The 17,327-nt window shown below is 65.2% G+C and carries 15 protein-coding genes; 12 read left to right on the forward strand and 3 right to left on the reverse strand.

From position 1 onward, the window contains the following. The first annotated feature begins 99 nt into the window (after positions 1-99). The 6 genes from NKI88_RS13250 to NKI88_RS13275 all read left to right on the forward strand — a co-directional run bounded on the left by NKI88_RS13250 (position 100) and on the right by NKI88_RS13275 (position 6,515). Positions 100-1,518: a hypothetical protein gene (locus tag NKI88_RS13250; protein ID WP_352655526.1), complete on the forward strand. Its 1,419-nt coding sequence runs from the start codon at positions 100-102 to the stop codon at positions 1,516-1,518. 152 nt (positions 1,519-1,670) lie between these two features. After that, positions 1,671-2,975, forward strand: a complete 1,305-nt coding sequence (locus NKI88_RS13255; protein WP_352655528.1) for an ABC transporter substrate-binding protein — start codon at positions 1,671-1,673, stop codon at positions 2,973-2,975. A gap of 213 nt (positions 2,976-3,188) precedes the next feature. After that, positions 3,189-4,070 (forward strand): branched-chain amino acid ABC transporter permease, encoded by an 882-nt coding sequence (locus tag NKI88_RS13260; protein WP_352655530.1) that lies wholly within the window; start codon positions 3,189-3,191, stop codon positions 4,068-4,070. Continuing rightward, positions 4,067-5,029 carry a branched-chain amino acid ABC transporter permease gene (locus tag NKI88_RS13265; protein WP_352655532.1) on the forward strand — a complete coding sequence of 321 codons (963 nt, stop codon included), beginning with the start codon at positions 4,067-4,069 and terminating at the stop codon, positions 5,027-5,029. The genes NKI88_RS13260 and NKI88_RS13265 overlap by 4 nt, the downstream gene beginning before the upstream one ends. Beyond that, the gene (locus tag NKI88_RS13270) at positions 5,026-5,751 is read left to right on the forward strand and encodes an ABC transporter ATP-binding protein (RefSeq protein ID WP_352655534.1); all 726 of its coding nucleotides are present in this window, start codon (positions 5,026-5,028) and stop codon (positions 5,749-5,751) included. The genes NKI88_RS13265 and NKI88_RS13270 overlap by 4 nt, the downstream gene beginning before the upstream one ends. Then, complete coding sequence (locus NKI88_RS13275) at positions 5,748-6,515, forward strand: ABC transporter ATP-binding protein (protein ID WP_352655536.1); 768 nt, start codon at positions 5,748-5,750, stop codon at positions 6,513-6,515. Before NKI88_RS13270 ends, NKI88_RS13275 begins: the two co-directional genes overlap by 4 nt. Here the strand turns inward: NKI88_RS13275 and NKI88_RS13280 are convergent, their stop codons facing one another. Further along, positions 6,516-7,883, reverse strand: coding sequence for a sodium:proton antiporter (locus tag NKI88_RS13280; protein ID WP_352655538.1), 1,368 nt, complete (start codon positions 7,881-7,883; stop codon positions 6,516-6,518). An 85-nt stretch (positions 7,884-7,968) separates the two neighbouring features. Further along, positions 7,969-8,583, reverse strand: a complete 615-nt coding sequence (gene pncA, locus NKI88_RS13285) for a bifunctional nicotinamidase/pyrazinamidase (protein WP_352655540.1) — start codon at positions 8,581-8,583, stop codon at positions 7,969-7,971. 282 nt (positions 8,584-8,865) lie between these two features. Between pncA and NKI88_RS13290 the strand changes: the two genes are divergently transcribed. Genes NKI88_RS13290 through NKI88_RS13315 form a run of 6 tightly spaced genes read left to right on the forward strand, consistent with a single transcriptional unit; the run spans position 8,866 to position 16,161 of the window. Continuing rightward, on the forward strand, positions 8,866-9,729 hold the full coding sequence (locus NKI88_RS13290) for an FAD binding domain-containing protein (RefSeq protein WP_023745842.1): 864 nt from the start codon (positions 8,866-8,868) through the stop codon (positions 9,727-9,729). A gap of 11 nt (positions 9,730-9,740) precedes the next feature. Next, entirely contained in the window at positions 9,741-12,704 is a 2,964-nt protein-coding gene (locus NKI88_RS13295; protein ID WP_352655542.1) for a molybdopterin-dependent oxidoreductase, read from the forward strand. Then, complete coding sequence (locus tag NKI88_RS13300; protein WP_352655544.1) at positions 12,701-14,242, forward strand: 6-hydroxynicotinate reductase; 1,542 nt, start codon at positions 12,701-12,703, stop codon at positions 14,240-14,242. Before NKI88_RS13295 ends, NKI88_RS13300 begins: the two co-directional genes overlap by 4 nt. Continuing rightward, positions 14,242-15,126, forward strand: a complete 885-nt coding sequence (locus NKI88_RS13305) for a UPF0280 family protein (RefSeq protein WP_352655546.1) — start codon at positions 14,242-14,244, stop codon at positions 15,124-15,126. Before NKI88_RS13300 ends, NKI88_RS13305 begins: the two co-directional genes overlap by 1 nt. Then, on the forward strand, positions 15,119-15,703 hold the full coding sequence (locus tag NKI88_RS13310; RefSeq protein ID WP_023689199.1) for an amino acid synthesis family protein: 585 nt from the start codon (positions 15,119-15,121) through the stop codon (positions 15,701-15,703). Before NKI88_RS13305 ends, NKI88_RS13310 begins: the two co-directional genes overlap by 8 nt. Continuing rightward, positions 15,700-16,161: a MarR family winged helix-turn-helix transcriptional regulator gene (locus NKI88_RS13315; protein ID WP_023689200.1), complete on the forward strand. Its 462-nt coding sequence runs from the start codon at positions 15,700-15,702 to the stop codon at positions 16,159-16,161. The genes NKI88_RS13310 and NKI88_RS13315 overlap by 4 nt, the downstream gene beginning before the upstream one ends. 1 nt (position 16,162) lies before the next feature. On the opposite strand, the gene NKI88_RS13320 is transcribed toward NKI88_RS13315, so the two are convergent. Then, positions 16,163-17,278, reverse strand: coding sequence for an aminomethyl transferase family protein (locus NKI88_RS13320; RefSeq protein WP_352655549.1), 1,116 nt, complete (start codon positions 17,276-17,278; stop codon positions 16,163-16,165). Between the last annotated feature and the right edge of the window lie 49 nt (positions 17,279-17,327).

Below are 17,327 nucleotides of genomic sequence, written 5' to 3' on the forward strand. Positions count from 1 at the left end.
CCCGCCCCCCCTCCCCCCCCCTGTCCCCCCCCCCCCCCCCCCCCCCCCCCCCCCCCCCCCGGGGGGGCGTGCCCCGCGCCCCCCCGGCCAGAGGGGGGTGTGAAGGATCGCGTCAGGCTGACATATGTCGCCTGCTCCCCCACCCTCACACTCCTCCCCACCCCCGCCCTCGCCCACGCCTCCGACCGCGGCCACGTCCTCCTCCTCCCGACGGGCTACTACATCGCCGGCGGCGCGCTCGCCGTCGCCGTCAGCTTCCTCGTCCTCGCCCTGCTGCCACCCGCAACCCTCGACCGCTTCTGGCGCCGCCGCCTGCCGCTCTTCCCATTCGCCGACACCGCCCGCATAATCATCGGCCTCATCTCCTTTGCCGGCTTCGCAACCCTCATCGCCGCCGGCCTGTTCGGCAGCCGCGACCCGCTCTCCAATCCGCTGCCGCTAACCATCTGGACGCTGCTCTGGGTCGGCCTTGCCATCGCCCAAGGCCTGTTCGGCGATCTCTGGTCGTGGCTGAACCCATGGTATGGCCCGTGGCGGATCGTAAGCCGCCTGTTCGAGCTTCGTGGCGGTGAGGGACAGGAATCGCGTTTGCCTTCATGGCTCGGCTGCTGGCCGGCCGTTATCCTGTTCTTCGCCTTCGCCTGGTTCGAGCTGATCGACCCGGCGCCCGACGATCCGGCGCGGCTGGCCTATGCCGCCGGCCTCTACTGGTTGCTTACCTTCATCGCCATGCTCGCCTTTGGCTACCGCGATTGGAGCCGGCGCGGCGAATTCCTGACGATCTTTTTCGCCATGGTGGCTCGTTTCGCCATCGTCGAGCGCGATGAGCACGGTCGCCTCGCTCTCTGCTGGCCGGGCTCAAAACTGCTCGGCGCGGCACCCCTGCCGGCAAGCGGCATCGCTTTCCTGCTGCTCAGCCTGTCATCGGTGTCCTTCGACGGCCTGTCGAAAACCTTCTTCTGGCTCGGCCTGTTCGGCATCAACCCGCTGGAATATCCCGGCCGCACGGCGCTCATCGGCGTTAGCAGCTTCGGCCTAGTGCTGACCTTCGTTCTGCTGGCGGCGGCATTCCTGCTGGCCGTCATCCTCGGCCAGCGCCTCGCCGGCAGCCGACATTCCCTCCGCGAGGCCGCCGGGCTGCTGGTGTGGTCGATCGTGCCGATCGCGCTTGCCTATCATGTCGCGCACTATCTGACGGCGCTGCTGGTCGACGGCCAGTATGCGATCGCCGCTCTGTCCGACCCGTTCGCGCTGGGATGGAACCTGTTCGGCGCCGCCGACATGCAGATCGAGGCCGGCATCGTCGCCGGCGCCGACTCCGCCTGGTGGCTGTGGAACCTGCAGGCCGGCATCATCATCGCCGGCCATATGCTGGCGGTGCTCGTTGCCCATGGCCTGGCCTGGCGACTGCACCAGGTGCCATCGCGCGCCGCCCTCAGCCAGTTGCCGCTCACCATGCTGATGATTGCCTACACGATCTTCGGCCTGTGGTTGCTTGCCACGCCGACGGCCGGATGAGACAAGCTGATCAACATGCCTTTGCGGAAAGCCCGCTTGCAAGCTCTGTGCTTTGGTGATTTAGTTTGTACACATGCAATTTCTGCCCCTCCTGCAAGGGAGTGGCCTTGCCTCGTTACAGACAGTCAAAACTCAAAAACAGGGGAACTGCCGTGACTGACAAGAATGGGTTTTTCGATCTCTCCAAATCCACCCTTAGCCGCCGCACCGCGCTGAAAGGTCTCGCCGCCGGCGCCGGGCTGACGCTCGCGTCCGGCTTCGTCCGCTACAGCCAGGCGCAGAGTTCGGCGCCAATCAAGATCGGCTTCCAGTCGCACCGCACCGGCATCGGCGCCGCCTATGGCCGCTGGTACGAAAAGACCAGTGCCGCCGCGGTCAAGGCGATCAACGATGCCGGCGGCATCAACGGCCGGCCGGTCGAACTGGTGATCGAGGATGACGGCACCGATCCCGGCCGTGGCGCCGAAGTGGTCGGCAAGTTCGCCACCCAGCACAAGACCGACATCGTCTTCGGCACGCTGTTCTCGCATGTCGTGATCGGCTCGGCGCCGGCCGCCGGCGAAAACAAGATCCCTTATTTCGTCGTCAGCGAAGGCCACCATGTCGCTTCGACCAAGCTCAACCGCTACGTCTTCCAGCCCGGCATCACCGATGTGAAGAGCCAGATCCAGTCGATGGCGCCATGGATCGCGGCCAATGCCGGCAAGAAGGTGACGCAGATCTTCCCCGATTTCGCCTTCGGCTACGACCATCGCGACTACCTGCCGCCGGCGCTGAAGGCGCAAGGCGCCGAGGTCATCGCCCAGATCGCCATCCCGCCGACAGAGTCATCTTTCACGAAATACTTCCCGCAGATCCCGGCCGAGACCGAAGTCATCTACCATGTCATGGTCGGCCCGGCCGTGCTCACCTTCGTCAAGGAACTCGGCGAGTTCTACGGCTCCAACCGGCCGCAGCTGTTCGGCTTCATCGATTCGCTCGAAGCCACCGACATCAACAGCCCCGGCCTCGAATTCCTGGACGGCAGCCATTTCTGGGAAGGCTCGCCGCGCTATGCCCAGGCCAATGACTCGGCCGCGCAGAAAGCCTACCGCGCCGCCGTTGGCATCGACGAAAATGGCGCTGCCGTTGGCGACCCCAAGGACGTCTCCACCGCCGCCCACATGTTCGGCTGCTGGGAGACGCTCTATGTCGTCAAGAAGGCGATGGAAGACGCCGGCTACAAGGGCCCGGAAGACCGCGCCAAGCTGGTCGAGGCGACCGAGGCTCTGACCGAATTCGCCGAAGGCCCGGAGCATCCGCAGGGGCCGAAAACCTTCAACGGCAAGATCCACCAGTGTTTTGGTATCCAGAACATCTCCAAGGTCGAAGGCGGCAAGCTGAATGTCGTCCACAAGACCAAGATCGAGGACGGGCTGTACGAGGCAGAAGGGGATTATACGACGCAGGCGCTGTAGGCTTCTCCAGCGAGCGTGAGCGCCCAGCCACCCCCCTCTGTCCTGCCGGACATCTCCCCCTCAAGGGGGGAGATCGGCAGTTCGTGCGACGGCACCTTCCTGTCTAACTTTGCGATTGGCGAAAGCCGAAATGACATCCAATCTCGCCCCTCGAGGGGGAGATGCCCGGCAGGGCAGAGAGGGGTGCACTTGGCGCCTGCCAGCGTGTAGCCCATGCATTTCGGACCCCATCTCCTCCTCGCCGCCCTCGAAGGCCTTGTCACCTCAGCCGTGTTGGCGCTGACGGCGCTTGGGCTGTCGCTGGTGTTCGGCGTCATGCGCGTCGTCAACGTCGCCCATGGCGAGTTCTTCATGCTGGGCGCGGTGCTGGCCTGGGCGATCTCGACGGCGATACCCGGCCATCCCACGCTCGGCTTCCTGGCGGCGCTGGTGATTGCGCCGCTGATTGTCGGCGCCATTGCGCTGGTAGCCGAGCGGCTTGTGCTGCGGCGGCTCAATTACAATCCGGAAGCCACCATCGTCGCCACGATCGGCATGCTCTACATCATCCAGCAGCTGGCGTTGAGCTTCTATGGCCCGGAAGCCCGCCCGGTGGAGCCGCCCTTCAGCTACCGCATCCTTTTGCCCTGGTTCGGCTATTCCGGCTACAAGCTGTCGATCATTGCCGCTTCGGCGCTTCTGCTCATCGCCACCTGGCTGGTGCTGACGCGCACCAAGATCGGCCTCATCATGCGCGCCACCCAATATGACAGCGAGACGGCGCAGGCCTTCGGCATTCCAGTCGACCGCGTCTATGCGGGCGTCTTCGCGCTCGGCGCCATGCTGGCGGCCATCGCCGCCGTGCTGATCGTGCCGATCAGCCAGGCGCATTATCTGATGGGACAGGACCCGCTGCTGTTGTCCTTCATCGTCGTCATCATCGGCGGCCTCGGCTCGCTGCGCGGCACCGTCTTCGCTGCTGTGCTGATCGGGCTGTCCGACGGCATCATCTCGGTGTTCTTCTCGCCGACTTTGGCCAAGATCATCGCCACGCTGCTGGTGGCCATGGTGCTGGTGTTCCGGCCGCAGGGCCTGTTCGGGCAGGCGCCGCGATGAGCGATGCTTCGCCGGCAAAAACCTATGCTCTGCATATCGGCGCCATCGCGCTGCTGTTCGCCCTGAGCTTCGTCCTGCCGGATTATCATCACGGCCTGCTCGCCCGCATCATGGTGCTGGCGGTGTTCGCCATGGGCTACAACCTGCTGTTCGGCTATGTCGGCCTGCTCAGCCTCGGCCACGCCATGTTCTTCGCCGCCGGGCTCTATGGCGCTGGTCTCGCCGTCATCCATCTCGGCTGGAGCGTGCCTTTGGCTTTCCTCGCCGGCATCGCCTGCGGCGCGCTGCTGGCACTGGTGATCGGCCTGCTGGCGCTGCGCACCACCGGCGTCGCCTTCATGATCGTCACCATGATGTTCGCGCAGGTGTTTTACCTCGTCATCCTCTATTTCGCCGCCTGGACCGGCGGCGACCAGGGTCTGGTCGTGCCGCAGCCGGCGCGGGTTCTGGCCTTCGGCGCGACATCGCTCGACCTAACCAACCCGACCGTGCGCTACATGAGCGCGCTGGCGCTGTTCTCGGTCGTGCTGCTGATCACCCTCGCCATCGTCCGCTCCCGCTATGGCCGCGTGCTGGTCGCGGTGCGCGAGAACGAGGAGCGCACGAAAATGCTGGGCTACGACACCTTCTCCAACAAGCTGATCGCCGTCGTCGTCTCCGGCACCATCTGCGCCGCCTCGGGTGCGGCCTATGCGCTGCTGTTCGGCTATGTCGGCTCGAGCTTTGCCTCGGTGCAGTATTCCATCCTGCCGCTGCTCTGGGTGCTGCTCGGCGGCGCCGCCACGACGCTGGGCGCGCTGCTCGGCACGGTGTTCATGTACTATGTCATCGACACCGCCAGCGGCTACACCTCCGCCTATCTCCTGATCGTCGGTATTGCGCTCATCCTGCTGGTGCTGTTTTTCCCCAAAGGCATTCTGGGCACCATCCGCCAGCGCTGGCTCGGGTGGCTCCCATGATGCCGTTGCTGACCACCAAAGGCCTGGCGCGCAGTTTCGGCGGCCTGCGCGCCGTCGACGGTGTTGATTTTCAGCTGATGCCGGGCGAGATCCGCGCCGTCATCGGCCCCAATGGCGCCGGCAAAACCACCTTCGTCAGCCTGGTCAGCGGCCGCATTCAGCCATCGTCCGGCATGATCGTCTTCGACGGCGCCGACATCACCAGCCAGCCGGCCTATCTCAGGGTGCGCCGGGGCATCGCCTACACCTTCCAGATCACCAGCGTCTTCGCCAACCTCTCTGCGTACGATAATGTCGCGTTGCCGGTGCAGCGCACGCTGACCGATGGCCGCTCGAAAGGTGCGGTGCGCACCGGCGTCATGGCCGCGCTGGAACGCACCGGACTTGCCGGCCGCGCCCATATGCCGGCCGGCCAGCTTTCCTACGGCCACCAGCGCCTGCTGGAAGTCGCGATGGGCCTGGCGCTTAAGCCGCGGCTTTTGATCCTCGACGAGCCGACGCAGGGGCTGGCCGACAGCGAGATCGACAATTTCATCGGACTGGTGCGCGAGATTGCCAAGAGCGCCACCGTGCTCCTGATCGAGCACAACATGCCGGTCGTCATGCAGCTGGCCGACCGCATCACGGTCTTCAACGCCGGCAAGATCCTGGCCGAAGGCACGCCCGAACAGGTTCGCGCCAACACACAGGTGCAGGAAGCCTATCTGGGGACGGCGGCATGAGCGAAGCCCCCAAGACTGAGGCCCCCAAGACTGAGGCCCACAAGACTGAAGCCCACGAGACTGAAGCGCTGATTATCTCCAGGCTCGACTGCTTCTATGGCGAGGTTCAGGTGCTCTATGGGCTCGACCTAGTGCTCAACAAGGGCGAGGTGCTGTGCCTGTTCGGTCGCAACGGCGCCGGCAAGACGACGACGCTGAAAGCGATCATGGGGCTGGTTCGGTCGAGCGCCGGTTCGATCCGGCTCGCCGGCAAGGAGTTGACCGGCCTGCCGGCGCATGAGGTGCCCAAGGCCGGCGTCGCCTATGTGCCCCAGGGCAGGCGGCTGTTCGCCGAGATGACGGTGGCGGAAAACATCGAGATCGGCCTGATGGCGCGCGGCAAGGGAAGAGCGACGCGCGAGAGCGTGCTCGACCTCTTCCCGCTGCTGCGCCAGCGGCTGCGGCAGCGCTCCGGCACTTTGTCCGGTGGCGAACAGCAGATGCTGGCCATGGCCCGCGCGCTTTGTCTGGAGCCGCAGGTGCTGTTGCTAGACGAGCCGACGGAGGGGCTGATGCCGTCGATGATCGCCAAAATCCGCGAGACGGTGGTGAAGCTGCGTGAGCTAGGTGTCTCCACCATTCTGGTCGAACAGCGCGTCGACGCCGTGCTGTCCGTCGCCGACCGCGTCTGCTTCATCGAGAACGGCCGCAACCGCGAGACCGTCGATGTCGAGCAATTGCGCGCCGACCCATCGGCAGTCAGGCGCTATGTCGGCGTCGGCTGATCAGCCGAAAAACAGGAACCCGGCGATCAAAAAGATCGGGATCAGCACCAGCCCTGACCATGCCATGTAGCCGAAGAAGCCCGGCATCTTCACACCGCGGTGTCGGGCAATGGCGTAGACCATGAAGTTGGGTGCATTGCCGATATAGGTGTTGGCGCCCATGAACACCGCGCCGGCCGAGATCGCGGCCAGCGTCGAGGCCGCCTCCGTCATCAGGTGCCGCGCGTCGCCGCCTGCGAGTTCGAAAAACACCAGATAGGTCGGCGCATTGTCGAGGAAGGACGACAGCCCGCCGGTCAGCCAGAAATAGGCGAGATCATTGGGCTGGCCGGTGGGTGACGTCACCAGCGCCACCAGCGGCGCCAGCGCGCCGTCATGGCCGGCGCGAAGGATGGCAATGACCGGCACGATGCAGATGAAGATGCCGGCAAACAGTTTTGCCACCTCCGCGATCGGGCCCCAGGTGAAGCCGTTGGCCTCGCGATGGCTCTTGAGGGAAACGACAAGCGACAGCCCGGCGAGCCCCAGGATGATGGCATCGCGCACCAGGTTCTGCAGTTCGAGGCCGACGCCGAGGATGGAGAAAGTCACGCCCGGCTTCCAGGCAGCTGAAAGCAGGATCGCGGCAATGACGCCGGCCAGCAACGGCAGATTGGCCAGGCCGCGCAGACGCACCTTCGTATCCGGCGTCGGATCCTTGATCTTCGGCGCGCCGCCTTCACGGCGATGCAGCATGATGTCGATGGCCAGGAAGACAAGCAGCACCAGGCCGCCGGTAAACAGCGTCTCGCGCCAGAGGTTCGCCGACGTCCAGAAGAAGTCGACGCCGCGCAGGAAGCCGACGAACAATGGCGGGTCGCCCAAGGGCGTCAACGAGCCGCCGATGTTAGACACCAGGAAGATGAAGAAGATGACGACATGGGCGTTGAACTGCCGGTTGTCGTTGGCGCGCAGCATCGGCCGGATCAGGATCATCGAGGCGCCGGTGGTGCCGATCACCGAGGCCAGCATCGCCCCGACGAGCAGCAGCCCGGCATTGACCAGCGGCGTGCCATGGATGTTGCCGGCGACAAGGATGCCGCCCGAAATGGTGTAGAGCGCGAACAGCAGGATAATGAACGACATGTATTCGGTGAGCAGCGTGTGCAGCACCGCGTCGCTCGCCAAGGACATGCCGAAAGCGATCGCCAACGGCACCACTGCCAGTGCTGCCCAGCCGGCTGCGATCTTGCCGTAGTGATGCTCCCAGACATGATGGAACAGCAGCGGTCCGGTGGCGATCGAGAGCAGCAGGCCGGCGAAAGGCAGCGCCCACCACAGCGACATGGCAGCTTCGGGCAGGCCGCGGGCCTCGGCCGCGAAGGCCATTTGCGGAGACACAGCGGAAGCGAGTACACCTGCCGCCAAAGCCTTCCCCAACTGTGTGCAGCCCCCTCGATGCCTCACGATCCAGTCACTCCGAGATCGGGTCTTCGAGCCTCACCCCGGCATCGAGCATCCTCTTCAGCATCGCCTCGACCGAACCGTTGAGATCGATGCCGCGGCAGGCGTCGAGGCGAACCGTCGTCTTGAAGCCTTGCTTGACCGCGTCGAGGGCCGAGAAGGCGACGCAGAAGTCGGTCGCCAGGCCAACCAGGGTCACGGTGCCGATGCCGCGCTCCTTGAGGTAGCCGGCGAGCCCGGTCGGCGTCTTGTGGTCGTTCTCGAAGAAGGCGGAGTAGCTGTCGATATCAGGGCGAAATCCCTTGCGGATTACCAGCTCGGCCTTGGTCCAGGCGAGCCCCGAGTGAAAATCCGAGCCGAGGCTGCCCTGGATGCAATGGTCCGGCCACAGCGTCTGCGGCCCATAGGGCATCTCGATCGCGCTAAAGGGCTGCGCCCCCGGATGGCTGGAGGCAAAGCTCGAATGTCCGGCCGGGTGCCAGTCCTGCGTCAGCACGACATGCTCGGCATGCCGAATCAGATCGTTGACCAGCGGCACGATTTCGTCGCCGCCGGCAACCGCCAGTGCGCCGCCGGGGCAGAAGTCGTTTTGCAGGTCGATGACAACAAGCGCTTCGTCGGCCATGGCGCCTCTCCTCTTCTAGTCTCGAACGGGGGATCGAGTGAAATACGCCGCTGATGCGACCGGATGCTGAAACTTGACCGGATGGCCGCCTGCGTCAACCTCTGCAAGCGTAAGAAATGCTTGGCGGCCGGGTTCCCTTAAACTCCGGCTTTGACAATTTCCGCCAGCTTGATATCATTTGCATACGAATGAATTTGGCCTGATCAGACATTGGCGGGGTTCGGGAAGACCCCACCTTTTGAAGGTCCCAATGGGAAGGCCTATTTTTTTGGAAGGCAAAGCGTGATCCGTTACGCGAAACCCGCCACGCTCGACGAGGCGCTCGCACTGCTGGGCGAGGGCGCCTGGCGCGTGCTTGCCGGCGGCACCGATTTCTATCCGGCGCAGGGCGCCAAACCGTTCCGCGACAATGTTCTCGATATTAACGGCCTGGTCTCGCTGCGCGGCATTGCCGAGACCGAAACCCATTGGGTTTTGGGCGCCCGCACCACCTGGACCGACCTTGTCCGCCATCCATTGCCGGCGGCTTTCGATGCGCTGAAGCAGGCCGCGCGCGAAGTGGGCTCCCTGCAGATCCAGAATGTCGCCTCGATCGCCGGCAATCTCTGCAATGCTTCGCCTGCCGCCGATGGCGTTCCGGGACTGCTGGTGCTGGACGCCGAGGTCGAGCTGCGCTCTGCAGCCGCGACGCGTCATCTGCCGCTGCAGGAGTTCATTCTCGGCAACCGCCGCACCGCTTTGCTGCCGGGCGAACTGGTCACCGCCATCCGCATCACGAAGCGGGCCTCTGCCGGCACGTCGGCCTTCGTCAAGCTCGGTGCGCGGCGCTACCTCGTCATCTCCATCGCCATGGTGGCGGCGCGCCTCGTTGCCGAGAGTGGCATAGTCATGGAAGCCGCTGTCGCGGTCGGGTCCTGCTCGGCCGTCGCCAGGCGGCTCGCCGCTGTCGAAGCCGTGCTGGTGGGCAAGCCTGTCGGCCCGGCACTCGCCGATGCTCTCCTGTCCGCGCCGATGGCCGAGCTCTCGCCGATTGCCGACGTGCGCGGCAGCGCCGAATACCGGCTCGACGCAGCGCGCGAGCTTGTCGCTCGCGCCGTGCTGGGGGCCTGCGGGCTGACGAACGACAACAGCATGGTGGCGGCATGAGCCACTCTGAGATGATTGAAGCCCTGCCCGACCTCGTGCCGGGCCTCGGCATCGAGCGCGCCGAGATCGCCTTCGCCGTCAATGGCGCCGCCGTCTCGGTCAATGTGCCGCCGCTGCGCCGGCTGTCGCAGGTTTTGCGCGACGAATTGCAGCTGACGGGCACCAAGGTTGGCTGCGATGCCGGCGATTGCGGCGCCTGCACAGTGCTGGTCGACGGCGACGCCGTCTGCGCCTGCCTGATGCCGGCGGCCTCCGCAGCCGGGACGTCCGTAACGACCGTCGAAGGCCTCGCCGATCGCCGGCTGTCGGCGCTGCAGGCGTCTTTCCTGGCGCATGGCGCCGCGCAATGCGGCATCTGCACGCCGGCGCTGCTGGTCGCGGCAACGGCGCTGCTGGATGGCACGCCGAATCCGACCGAGACCGAGGTGCAGGATGCGCTGGGCGGCATCCTCTGCCGTTGCACCGGCTACAGAAAGATCATCGCGGCAGTGATGGATGTGGGACGGTTCGAGACGTCGACCGACGGCGCTGCCCCTCATCCGCCTGCCGGCACCCTCACCCCGTATAGTGACGGGGAGAAGGGAAGTGCTCCAGCGCCGACGCTCCCCGCTCCCCGTTCTTCACGGGGAGAGGGTAAGGGTGAGGGGCAGCGCCAACGTCATTCGTTGGAATTCAACTTTGAACGTAGAATGCCAACCACAGGGAATGCTGTAGGCGCCTCCCCGGTCCGGCTCGACGGCGTGCCAAAAGTCACCGGCGCTGAAAAATTCGGCGGCGATGCCTTTCCCGCCGATGCGCTGGCTGTGCTGGTGGTCCGCTCGCCGCATTATCATGCCGGCTTCGCCTTCGGCGACCTGGAGGGCTGGGTGAAGTCGCATCCCGGCATCGCCGGCGTCTTCACCGCCGCCGACATCCCGGGAAAAAACTGTTTCGGCGTCATCGGTCCGTTTGCCGACCAGCCGGCGCTGGCCGAAGGCTTTGCGCGGCTGCGCGGCGAGGCAGTGGCGCTGGTCGCCGGCGAGCGCGAGGCCATGCTCGATCTCGACCTCCAGGATTTCCCGGTCCGCTGGACCGAGCTGCCGCATTTTCTGCAGCCCGGCGACGCGCAGGCAGAAGGGGCTGCGCTCATCCACGCGAACCGCCCGGCCAATTTGTTGACCAAGGGCTTTGTCGAGCGCGGCGACCCCGAGGCGGCGCTTGGCGAGGCTGCTTACACGGTGTCCGGTGCCATCGACACCTCCTATGTCGAGCACGCCTATATCGAGCCGGAAGCCGGCCATGCCTACATGGACGGCGACACGCTGGTCGTCGTCGCCTGCACCCAGGCCCCCTATATGGACCGTGACGAAACGGCAAAGGTGCTCGGTCTTGCCGTCGACAAGGTGCGCATCGTGCCGACCGCGACCGGCGGCGGCTTCGGCTCGAAGCTCGACGTGTCGCTGCAGCCGCTCATCGGCCTTGTGGCACTGAAAACCGGCCGGCCGGCGGCGCTTGCCTACACCCGCACCGAATCGATGATGTCGACCACCAAGCGCCACCCCGCCGAGATGAAGGCGACCATCGGCGTAGATGCCGAGGGCCATGTCACCGGCATGGTCTTCACAGGCGATTTCAACACCGGCGCCTATGCCAGCTGGGGCCCGACCGTCGCCAACCGCGTGCCGGTGCATGCCTCCGGTCCCTATGCGACGCCGAACTACCGCGCCGAAGGCCGCGCCATCCACACCCACGGGCCGATTTCCGGCGCCTTCCGTGGCTTCGGCGTGCCGCAGGCGACGATCATGCAGGAGACGCTCTATGATGAGCTCGCCGGCAAGCTTGGCATGGACCGGCTCGATTTTCGGCTGAAGAACTGCCTTCGGAACGGATCCGAAACGGTTACCGGACAGCGACTGGAGTCGGGCGTCGGCATATTCGAGTGCCTCGACTCCTTGCGGCCGCATTGGGCTCGCGCGACGGCCGACGCAGATACATTCAACAATGCCAATATCAGCAAAAAGCGCGGCGTCGGCATCGCGTCCTGCTGGTATGGCTGCGGCAACACCTCGCTGCCCAATCCGTCGACCATAAGGGTCGGTATCTCGCCAGAGGGGGAGGTCATCCTGCATCAGGGCGCCGTCGATATCGGCCAGGGCTCCAACACCGTCATTGCCCAGATCTGCGCCGACGCACTTGGCCTGCCGCTGGAAAAATTCAAGCTGAGAAGCGCCGACACCGCGATCAGCCCGGACGCCGGCAAAACATCGGCCTCGCGCCAGACTTTTGTCACCGGCAAGGCGGCCGAAAAAGCCGGCCGCGCCTTGCGCGAAAAGATCCTGCGCTTTGCCAATGTCTCGGAGAACGCGGCCCTGCAATTGGACGGCCCGGCGATCGTCATTCGTGAGGGCGAAGCCACTCGGCGTATCGATCTCGCCGCGCTCGATGTCGATGCGGACAGTTTCGTCTTTCGCGCCGAGGAGACCTACGATCCGCCGACGCTGCCGCTCGATGCCAAGGGCCAGGGCAAGCCTTACGCCGTCTACGGCTATGGCGCGCAGATCGCCGAACTCGAGGTCGACCTCAAGCTCGGCACGGTGAAGCTCTTGAAAATCACCGCCGCGCACGATGTCGGCAAGGCTATCAACCCGCTGCTGGTCGAAGGCCAGATCGAAGGCGGCATCGCGCAAGGCATCGGCATGGCGCTGATGGAGGAATACATCCCCGGTCGCACCGAGAATTTGCACGACTATCTCATCCCGACCATCGGCGATGTGCCTGAGATCGAGCACATATTGATCGAGGTTCCCGATCCGGAGGGACCGTTCGGCGCCAAGGGCCTGGGCGAGCATGTGCTGATCCCGACCGCACCCGCCATCCTCAACGCCATACGCCACGCCACCGGCGTTCTCATCACCAAGGTTCCGGCGACGCCGACGCGCATCCGCGCCACCATCCGCGAAAAAGATGGCATCCGCGACAAGGAGGCACGCCGATGAGCGAGCTTGCCGAACGCTTCGAAACCCACGATCCGGGTGAAAAGCTGGTGGCGGAGAAGATCCGCTGCGATGCCTGTCCGGTGATGTGCTACATCGCCGATGGCCGCACCGGCGCCTGCGACCGCTACGGCAATGTCGGTGGCCGCATCGTGCGTATGGACCCGCTGACCATCCTCGACCATGCGGCAGAGAGCGGCGCCGCGGTCGTGCCTTTCACTGCCGAGGGCGAGCAATGGGACGGCGAACTGGTCAACACCGGCCGCCGCTTCGTCACTGCGATCGGCGCCGGCACCACCTATCCCGACTACAAGCCGGCCCCCTTCATCGTCAGCCAGGAGGTCGAGGGCGTCGATCTGGTGACCGTGGTCACCGAAGGCATTTTTTCGTACTGCGGCGTCAAGGTGAAGATCGACACCGACCGCCATCTCGGTCCCGAAACGGCAATCGTGCGCGCGCAAGGCGAGCCGATCGGCCACGTCACGACAGGCGAATACGGTTCGCAGATGCTGTCGCTGGGCGGCGTGCATCATCTGACCGGCGGCTCCAAGGCGGAAGGCCGCGCAACCTGTGACGCGATGCTCAGTCTGTGCAACCGCAAGCCTGTCGAACTGACCATCGACGGTGGCGCCACCATCATCGTCGAAGCCGGCAAACCACCTGTCATCGACGGCAAGCAGGAACATCGCATGCGCGTCGGTTGCGGCTCGGCCACCATCGGCATGTTCGCCACGCAATGGCGCGGCCTGGTCGACGAAGTGGTGGTGGTCGATGACCACATCACCGGCGTCGTGTCGGAGCATCAAGCCGGCAAGGTGCTGGGCTGGCAGGATACGGGGATAAAAATCATCGGCCGCCGTTCGACGCCGGGCCGCTACTTCAAGGTCTCCGAGCCCGGCCTCGGCTGGGGCGGCACAAGCATTTCCGACCCGCTGTCGATCCTCGGCGAATGGAATTCCAAGAAGGGCGCGCGTCCTGGCCTGTCGCTGTTGATGGTGTCGACCACTGGCGAGCAGTTCGCCTATTACGAACTCGACGACGAACTGAAGCCTGTGGAAAAACCGTTCCCGGACCGGTTGCAAAAATCGGTCGGCCTGATCGAGGACAATTGCGAACCGGCGCTCTGCACCGTGCTGTTCATCGGCGGCGCCGGCGGGTCGCTGCGCGCCGGCGTCACCGAAAACCCGGTCAATCTCACCCGCTCGGTGCAGGGCTTGAATACCTATGTCACCGTTGGCGGCGCGCCGGTCTATGTCTGGCCGGGCGGCGGCATCACGCTGATGGTCGACGTCATGCGCGTGCCGGAAGGCGCCTTCGGCTATGTGCCGACGCCGGCGCTGGTGGCGCCGATCGAATTCACGCTACGCCGCGACGACTATGTCCGGCTGGGCGGCTACGAGGCCGAGATACGCAGCGTCGAGGATATCGTTGCCAAAGGCGGCGAATATCTCAACCCGCGCCGCGGCTCAGGCGCCGAGGCCCACAATCCATGGCCGCCGCTGGCGCAGTTGCGCCGCGTCGGCTCGAACGGGGCCTCTTGATGCAAGGCCCGCAAGTCCACTGGCTGCAGGACGGCAAGCGGCTGCACCTCAACCACGGGCCGATCGACCTGATCGTCGAGGCCTTTGGTGAGGCGGCTGAGTGTCGTGCCGCCTACGATCAGGCGATCGAGCGCTTCCAGACGATCCTGATCGAGTTGGTCGAGGAGCTTCCCGAATTGCGGCTGCCGGCATTTTTCCTGGCGCCGCGCACCTTCGCCGGCCCGACCGCGCGGCGCATGGAAGCAGCCGTCATGCCGTTGGCGGAATGCTTCATCACGCCGATGGCCGCCGTCGCGGGATCGGTAGCCGACGAAATGCTCTCGGCATTGCTTGCCGGTCGCAAGCTCGACCGGGCCTATGTCAACAATGGCGGCGACAGCGCCCTCCATATCGGCAAGGGCCAGTCGATGAACCTGGCGATCGCCGGCACCGGCAACGGCATGGCCGACCGCCTCACCATTCGCTCGGCGGACGGCGTGCGCGGCGTCGCCACCAGCGGCTGGCGCGGCCGTTCGTTCTCGCTTGGCATTGCCGACGCCGTCACCGTGCTGGCCCGCACCGGCGCCGAGGCCGATGCGGCGGCGACGCTCATTGCCAACGCCGTCGACCTGCCCGGCAATCCCGCCATCAAGCGCATTCCCGCGCACGACTTGGCGCCCGACAGCGATCTCGGCGCGCGGCTGGTGACACAAGCCGTCGGCATGCTCGCGCGTGGCGATGTGGAGCGGGCGCTGGACAATGGCCTTGCCGTCGCCGAAGATTTTCGCCGGCGCGGCCTGATTGCCGCATCGGCGCTGTTTCTAGGCGGGGAAGCGCGGATCAGTGGTTCCATGGCGCTTGCCGCGCCCAACAAAAATCCAGGGAAGGAAGTTGCCCATGCCTGAGTTTCCGATCCGCAAGATTGCGGTTCTGACCGAAGAGATTTTTCACGATGGCGGCCCGGCCGCAGCTGTGCCGCGCCGCCGCGCGGCGGCCGTGGCGCTGGTGAAGAACCCGTTCGCCGGCCGCTACGTCGAAGAATTGCAGAGCGCCATGGACGATCTGAAGCCGCTTGGCCTGCTGCTCACCGACAAGCTCATTGCCGCATTGGGCGGCGACATCAAGCAGATCGACGCCTACGGCAAGGGCACCATTGTCGGTTCGTCAGGGGAGCTGGAGCACGGCGCGCTCTGGCATGTGCCGGGCGGTTATGCCATGCGCGAGCGGCTGGGCGACGCCAAGGCGATCGTGCCGTCGGCAACCAAGGTCGGGGCGTTCGGCTCGCGGCTCGACGTGCCGCTCGGCCACACCAACGCTGCCTATGTCCGCAGCCATTTCGACGCCATGGAGGTCGGCCTCAGCGACGGGCCGCGTGCCGACGAAATCCTGTTTTGCCTCGCCATGAGCTGCGGCCCGCGCGTGCACGACCGCATGGGCGGCCTGGCTGCAGGCGACATCAAGGCCTGGGATGGCTTGCGATGAGCGGCGGTGACAATCTTCTCAAGCTGGTCGAGGCCGAAGAGCCCGACGAACATGATTACCGCCTGCAGGAGCAGGTCGGCTTCATCCTGCGCAAGGCGCATCAGCGCCATGTCTCGATCTTTGCCGCCCAGATCAGCGACCTGACGCCGCCGCAATTCGCCGCACTCGCCAAGCTGCACGATGTCGGCGAGACCTCGCAGAACCAGTTGGGAACGCTGATCGCCATGGATGCGGCGACCGTCAAGGGCGTGATCGATCGGCTGAAGGCGCGTGGCCTGGTCGACCTGACCAAGCATGAGGTCGACAAAAGGCGCCTGCTGGTCAGTCTCACGCCAGAGGGACGCGAGGCGATCGAACGGCTGATCCCGTTGGCCCGCGCCATCACCCAGGAGACACTGGCGCCGCTGACGGCCAAGGAAGCGGCCACGTTTATGCGGCTGCTAGCGAAGTTAGCCTGATTTAGGCCCGCAGCCGAGCGCCTTCAGGATCGAAGAATGGCATCGGCGCCACCACCGCGCGGGTCGGCTTGCCGTCAATGTCGATGCTGAGTTCGGTCCCGATGGCGGTGAACGGCAGCCGCAAATGCGCCGTCGCCAGAACTTTGCCTAAGGAATAGCCGTGATCGCTGTAGGTGACGACGCCGGCATCCTCGCCGTCGGCGAAAACCCTGGCATCCGTCGCGGCCGGCTTGTCACCGTCGAGAATCAGCCCGGTCCAGCGTTCGTCGAGCCCCTTGTCGCGAATTGTGAGCAATGCCTCGCGGCCGATGAACTCGCCCTTGTCGAACTTGATCCAGCGATCGAGCCCGACATGGAAGGGCGTACGGCTCTCGTCAATGTCGATGCCATGCGCCGGATAGGCCTTTTCCAGCCCGAGCGTGAACATGGCCAGCACGCCGTATGGCTTCAGGCCGAAATCGCTACCGGTCCGCATCAGCGCGTCCCAGACGGAAGTGGCCTCGTCCGCCGGCACGAACAGTTCGAAGCCGAGCTCGCCGGTCACCCCGGTGCGTGAGATCATGACTTTGGTCTCGCCGACGCGCCCTGAAGTGAACGCCCAGCGTTTCAACTCATCGAGATCGGCATCCGAAACCAGTGCTTTCAGCAGCTCGCGTGAACGCGGCCCCTGTATCGTCGGAAAGGCGACGGCCGCGGTGATGTCGGTGACATAGGCCTTTCGCGCTTCAGCATGATGCTGCAGCCAGGGCAGCATCTTCAGTCGGTTGACCGAGCCGGTCACCATCATGAAATGCTCTGATGCCAGCCGAAACACGGTGAGGTCGTCCATGATGCCGCCATCGTCGCGGCAGACGGTGGAATAGCGCACCTGGCCGGGCTTCATCGCGGCGGCATCGTTGACGATGACGTGGTTGACCAGCGCCTCGGCTTCCGGCCCCTTGATGTCCATCTTGCCCATGGTGCTGAGATCCTGCACGCCGACATTTTTGCGCGTGTTCAGGTGCTCGTCGGCGATGCCGGAATAAGTTTTGGCCGAGACGAACTCGCCGCCGACCCGGCCCATCGTCGCGCCCAGGCCGACGATGCTGTTGTAGAAAGGGGAGCGCCGCTCAACCACGAAACTTCTCCGTCCTGCATGAAAAACGGCAGCGCCAGACAGCGCTGCC

The sequence above is a fragment of the Mesorhizobium sp. M0317 genome (assembly GCF_040321555.1).
Classification (GTDB): Bacteria; Pseudomonadota; Alphaproteobacteria; order Rhizobiales; family Rhizobiaceae; genus Mesorhizobium.

Excerpts from the sequence above, each read along its gene's own strand:
- NKI88_RS13260 (WP_352655530.1), top strand. The coding sequence starts at position 3,189 with ATGCATTTCGGACCCCATCTCCTCCTCGCCGCCCTCGAAGGCCTTGTC.
- NKI88_RS13265 (WP_352655532.1), top strand. The coding sequence starts at position 4,067 with ATGAGCGATGCTTCGCCGGCAAAAACCTATGCTCTGCATATCGGCGCC.
- NKI88_RS13270 (WP_352655534.1), top strand. The coding sequence starts at position 5,026 with ATGATGCCGTTGCTGACCACCAAAGGCCTGGCGCGCAGTTTCGGCGGC.
- NKI88_RS13275 (WP_352655536.1), top strand. The coding sequence starts at position 5,748 with ATGAGCGAAGCCCCCAAGACTGAGGCCCCCAAGACTGAGGCCCACAAG.
- NKI88_RS13280 (WP_352655538.1), bottom strand. The coding sequence starts at position 7,883 with ATGGCCTTCGCGGCCGAGGCCCGCGGCCTGCCCGAAGCTGCCATGTCG.
- pncA (WP_352655540.1), bottom strand. The coding sequence starts at position 8,583 with ATGGCCGACGAAGCGCTTGTTGTCATCGACCTGCAAAACGACTTCTGC.
- NKI88_RS13295 (WP_352655542.1), top strand. The coding sequence starts at position 9,741 with ATGATTGAAGCCCTGCCCGACCTCGTGCCGGGCCTCGGCATCGAGCGC.
- NKI88_RS13300 (WP_352655544.1), top strand. The coding sequence starts at position 12,701 with ATGAGCGAGCTTGCCGAACGCTTCGAAACCCACGATCCGGGTGAAAAG.
- NKI88_RS13305 (WP_352655546.1), top strand. The coding sequence starts at position 14,242 with ATGCAAGGCCCGCAAGTCCACTGGCTGCAGGACGGCAAGCGGCTGCAC.
- NKI88_RS13310 (WP_023689199.1), top strand. The coding sequence starts at position 15,119 with ATGCCTGAGTTTCCGATCCGCAAGATTGCGGTTCTGACCGAAGAGATT.
- NKI88_RS13315 (WP_023689200.1), top strand. The coding sequence starts at position 15,700 with ATGAGCGGCGGTGACAATCTTCTCAAGCTGGTCGAGGCCGAAGAGCCC.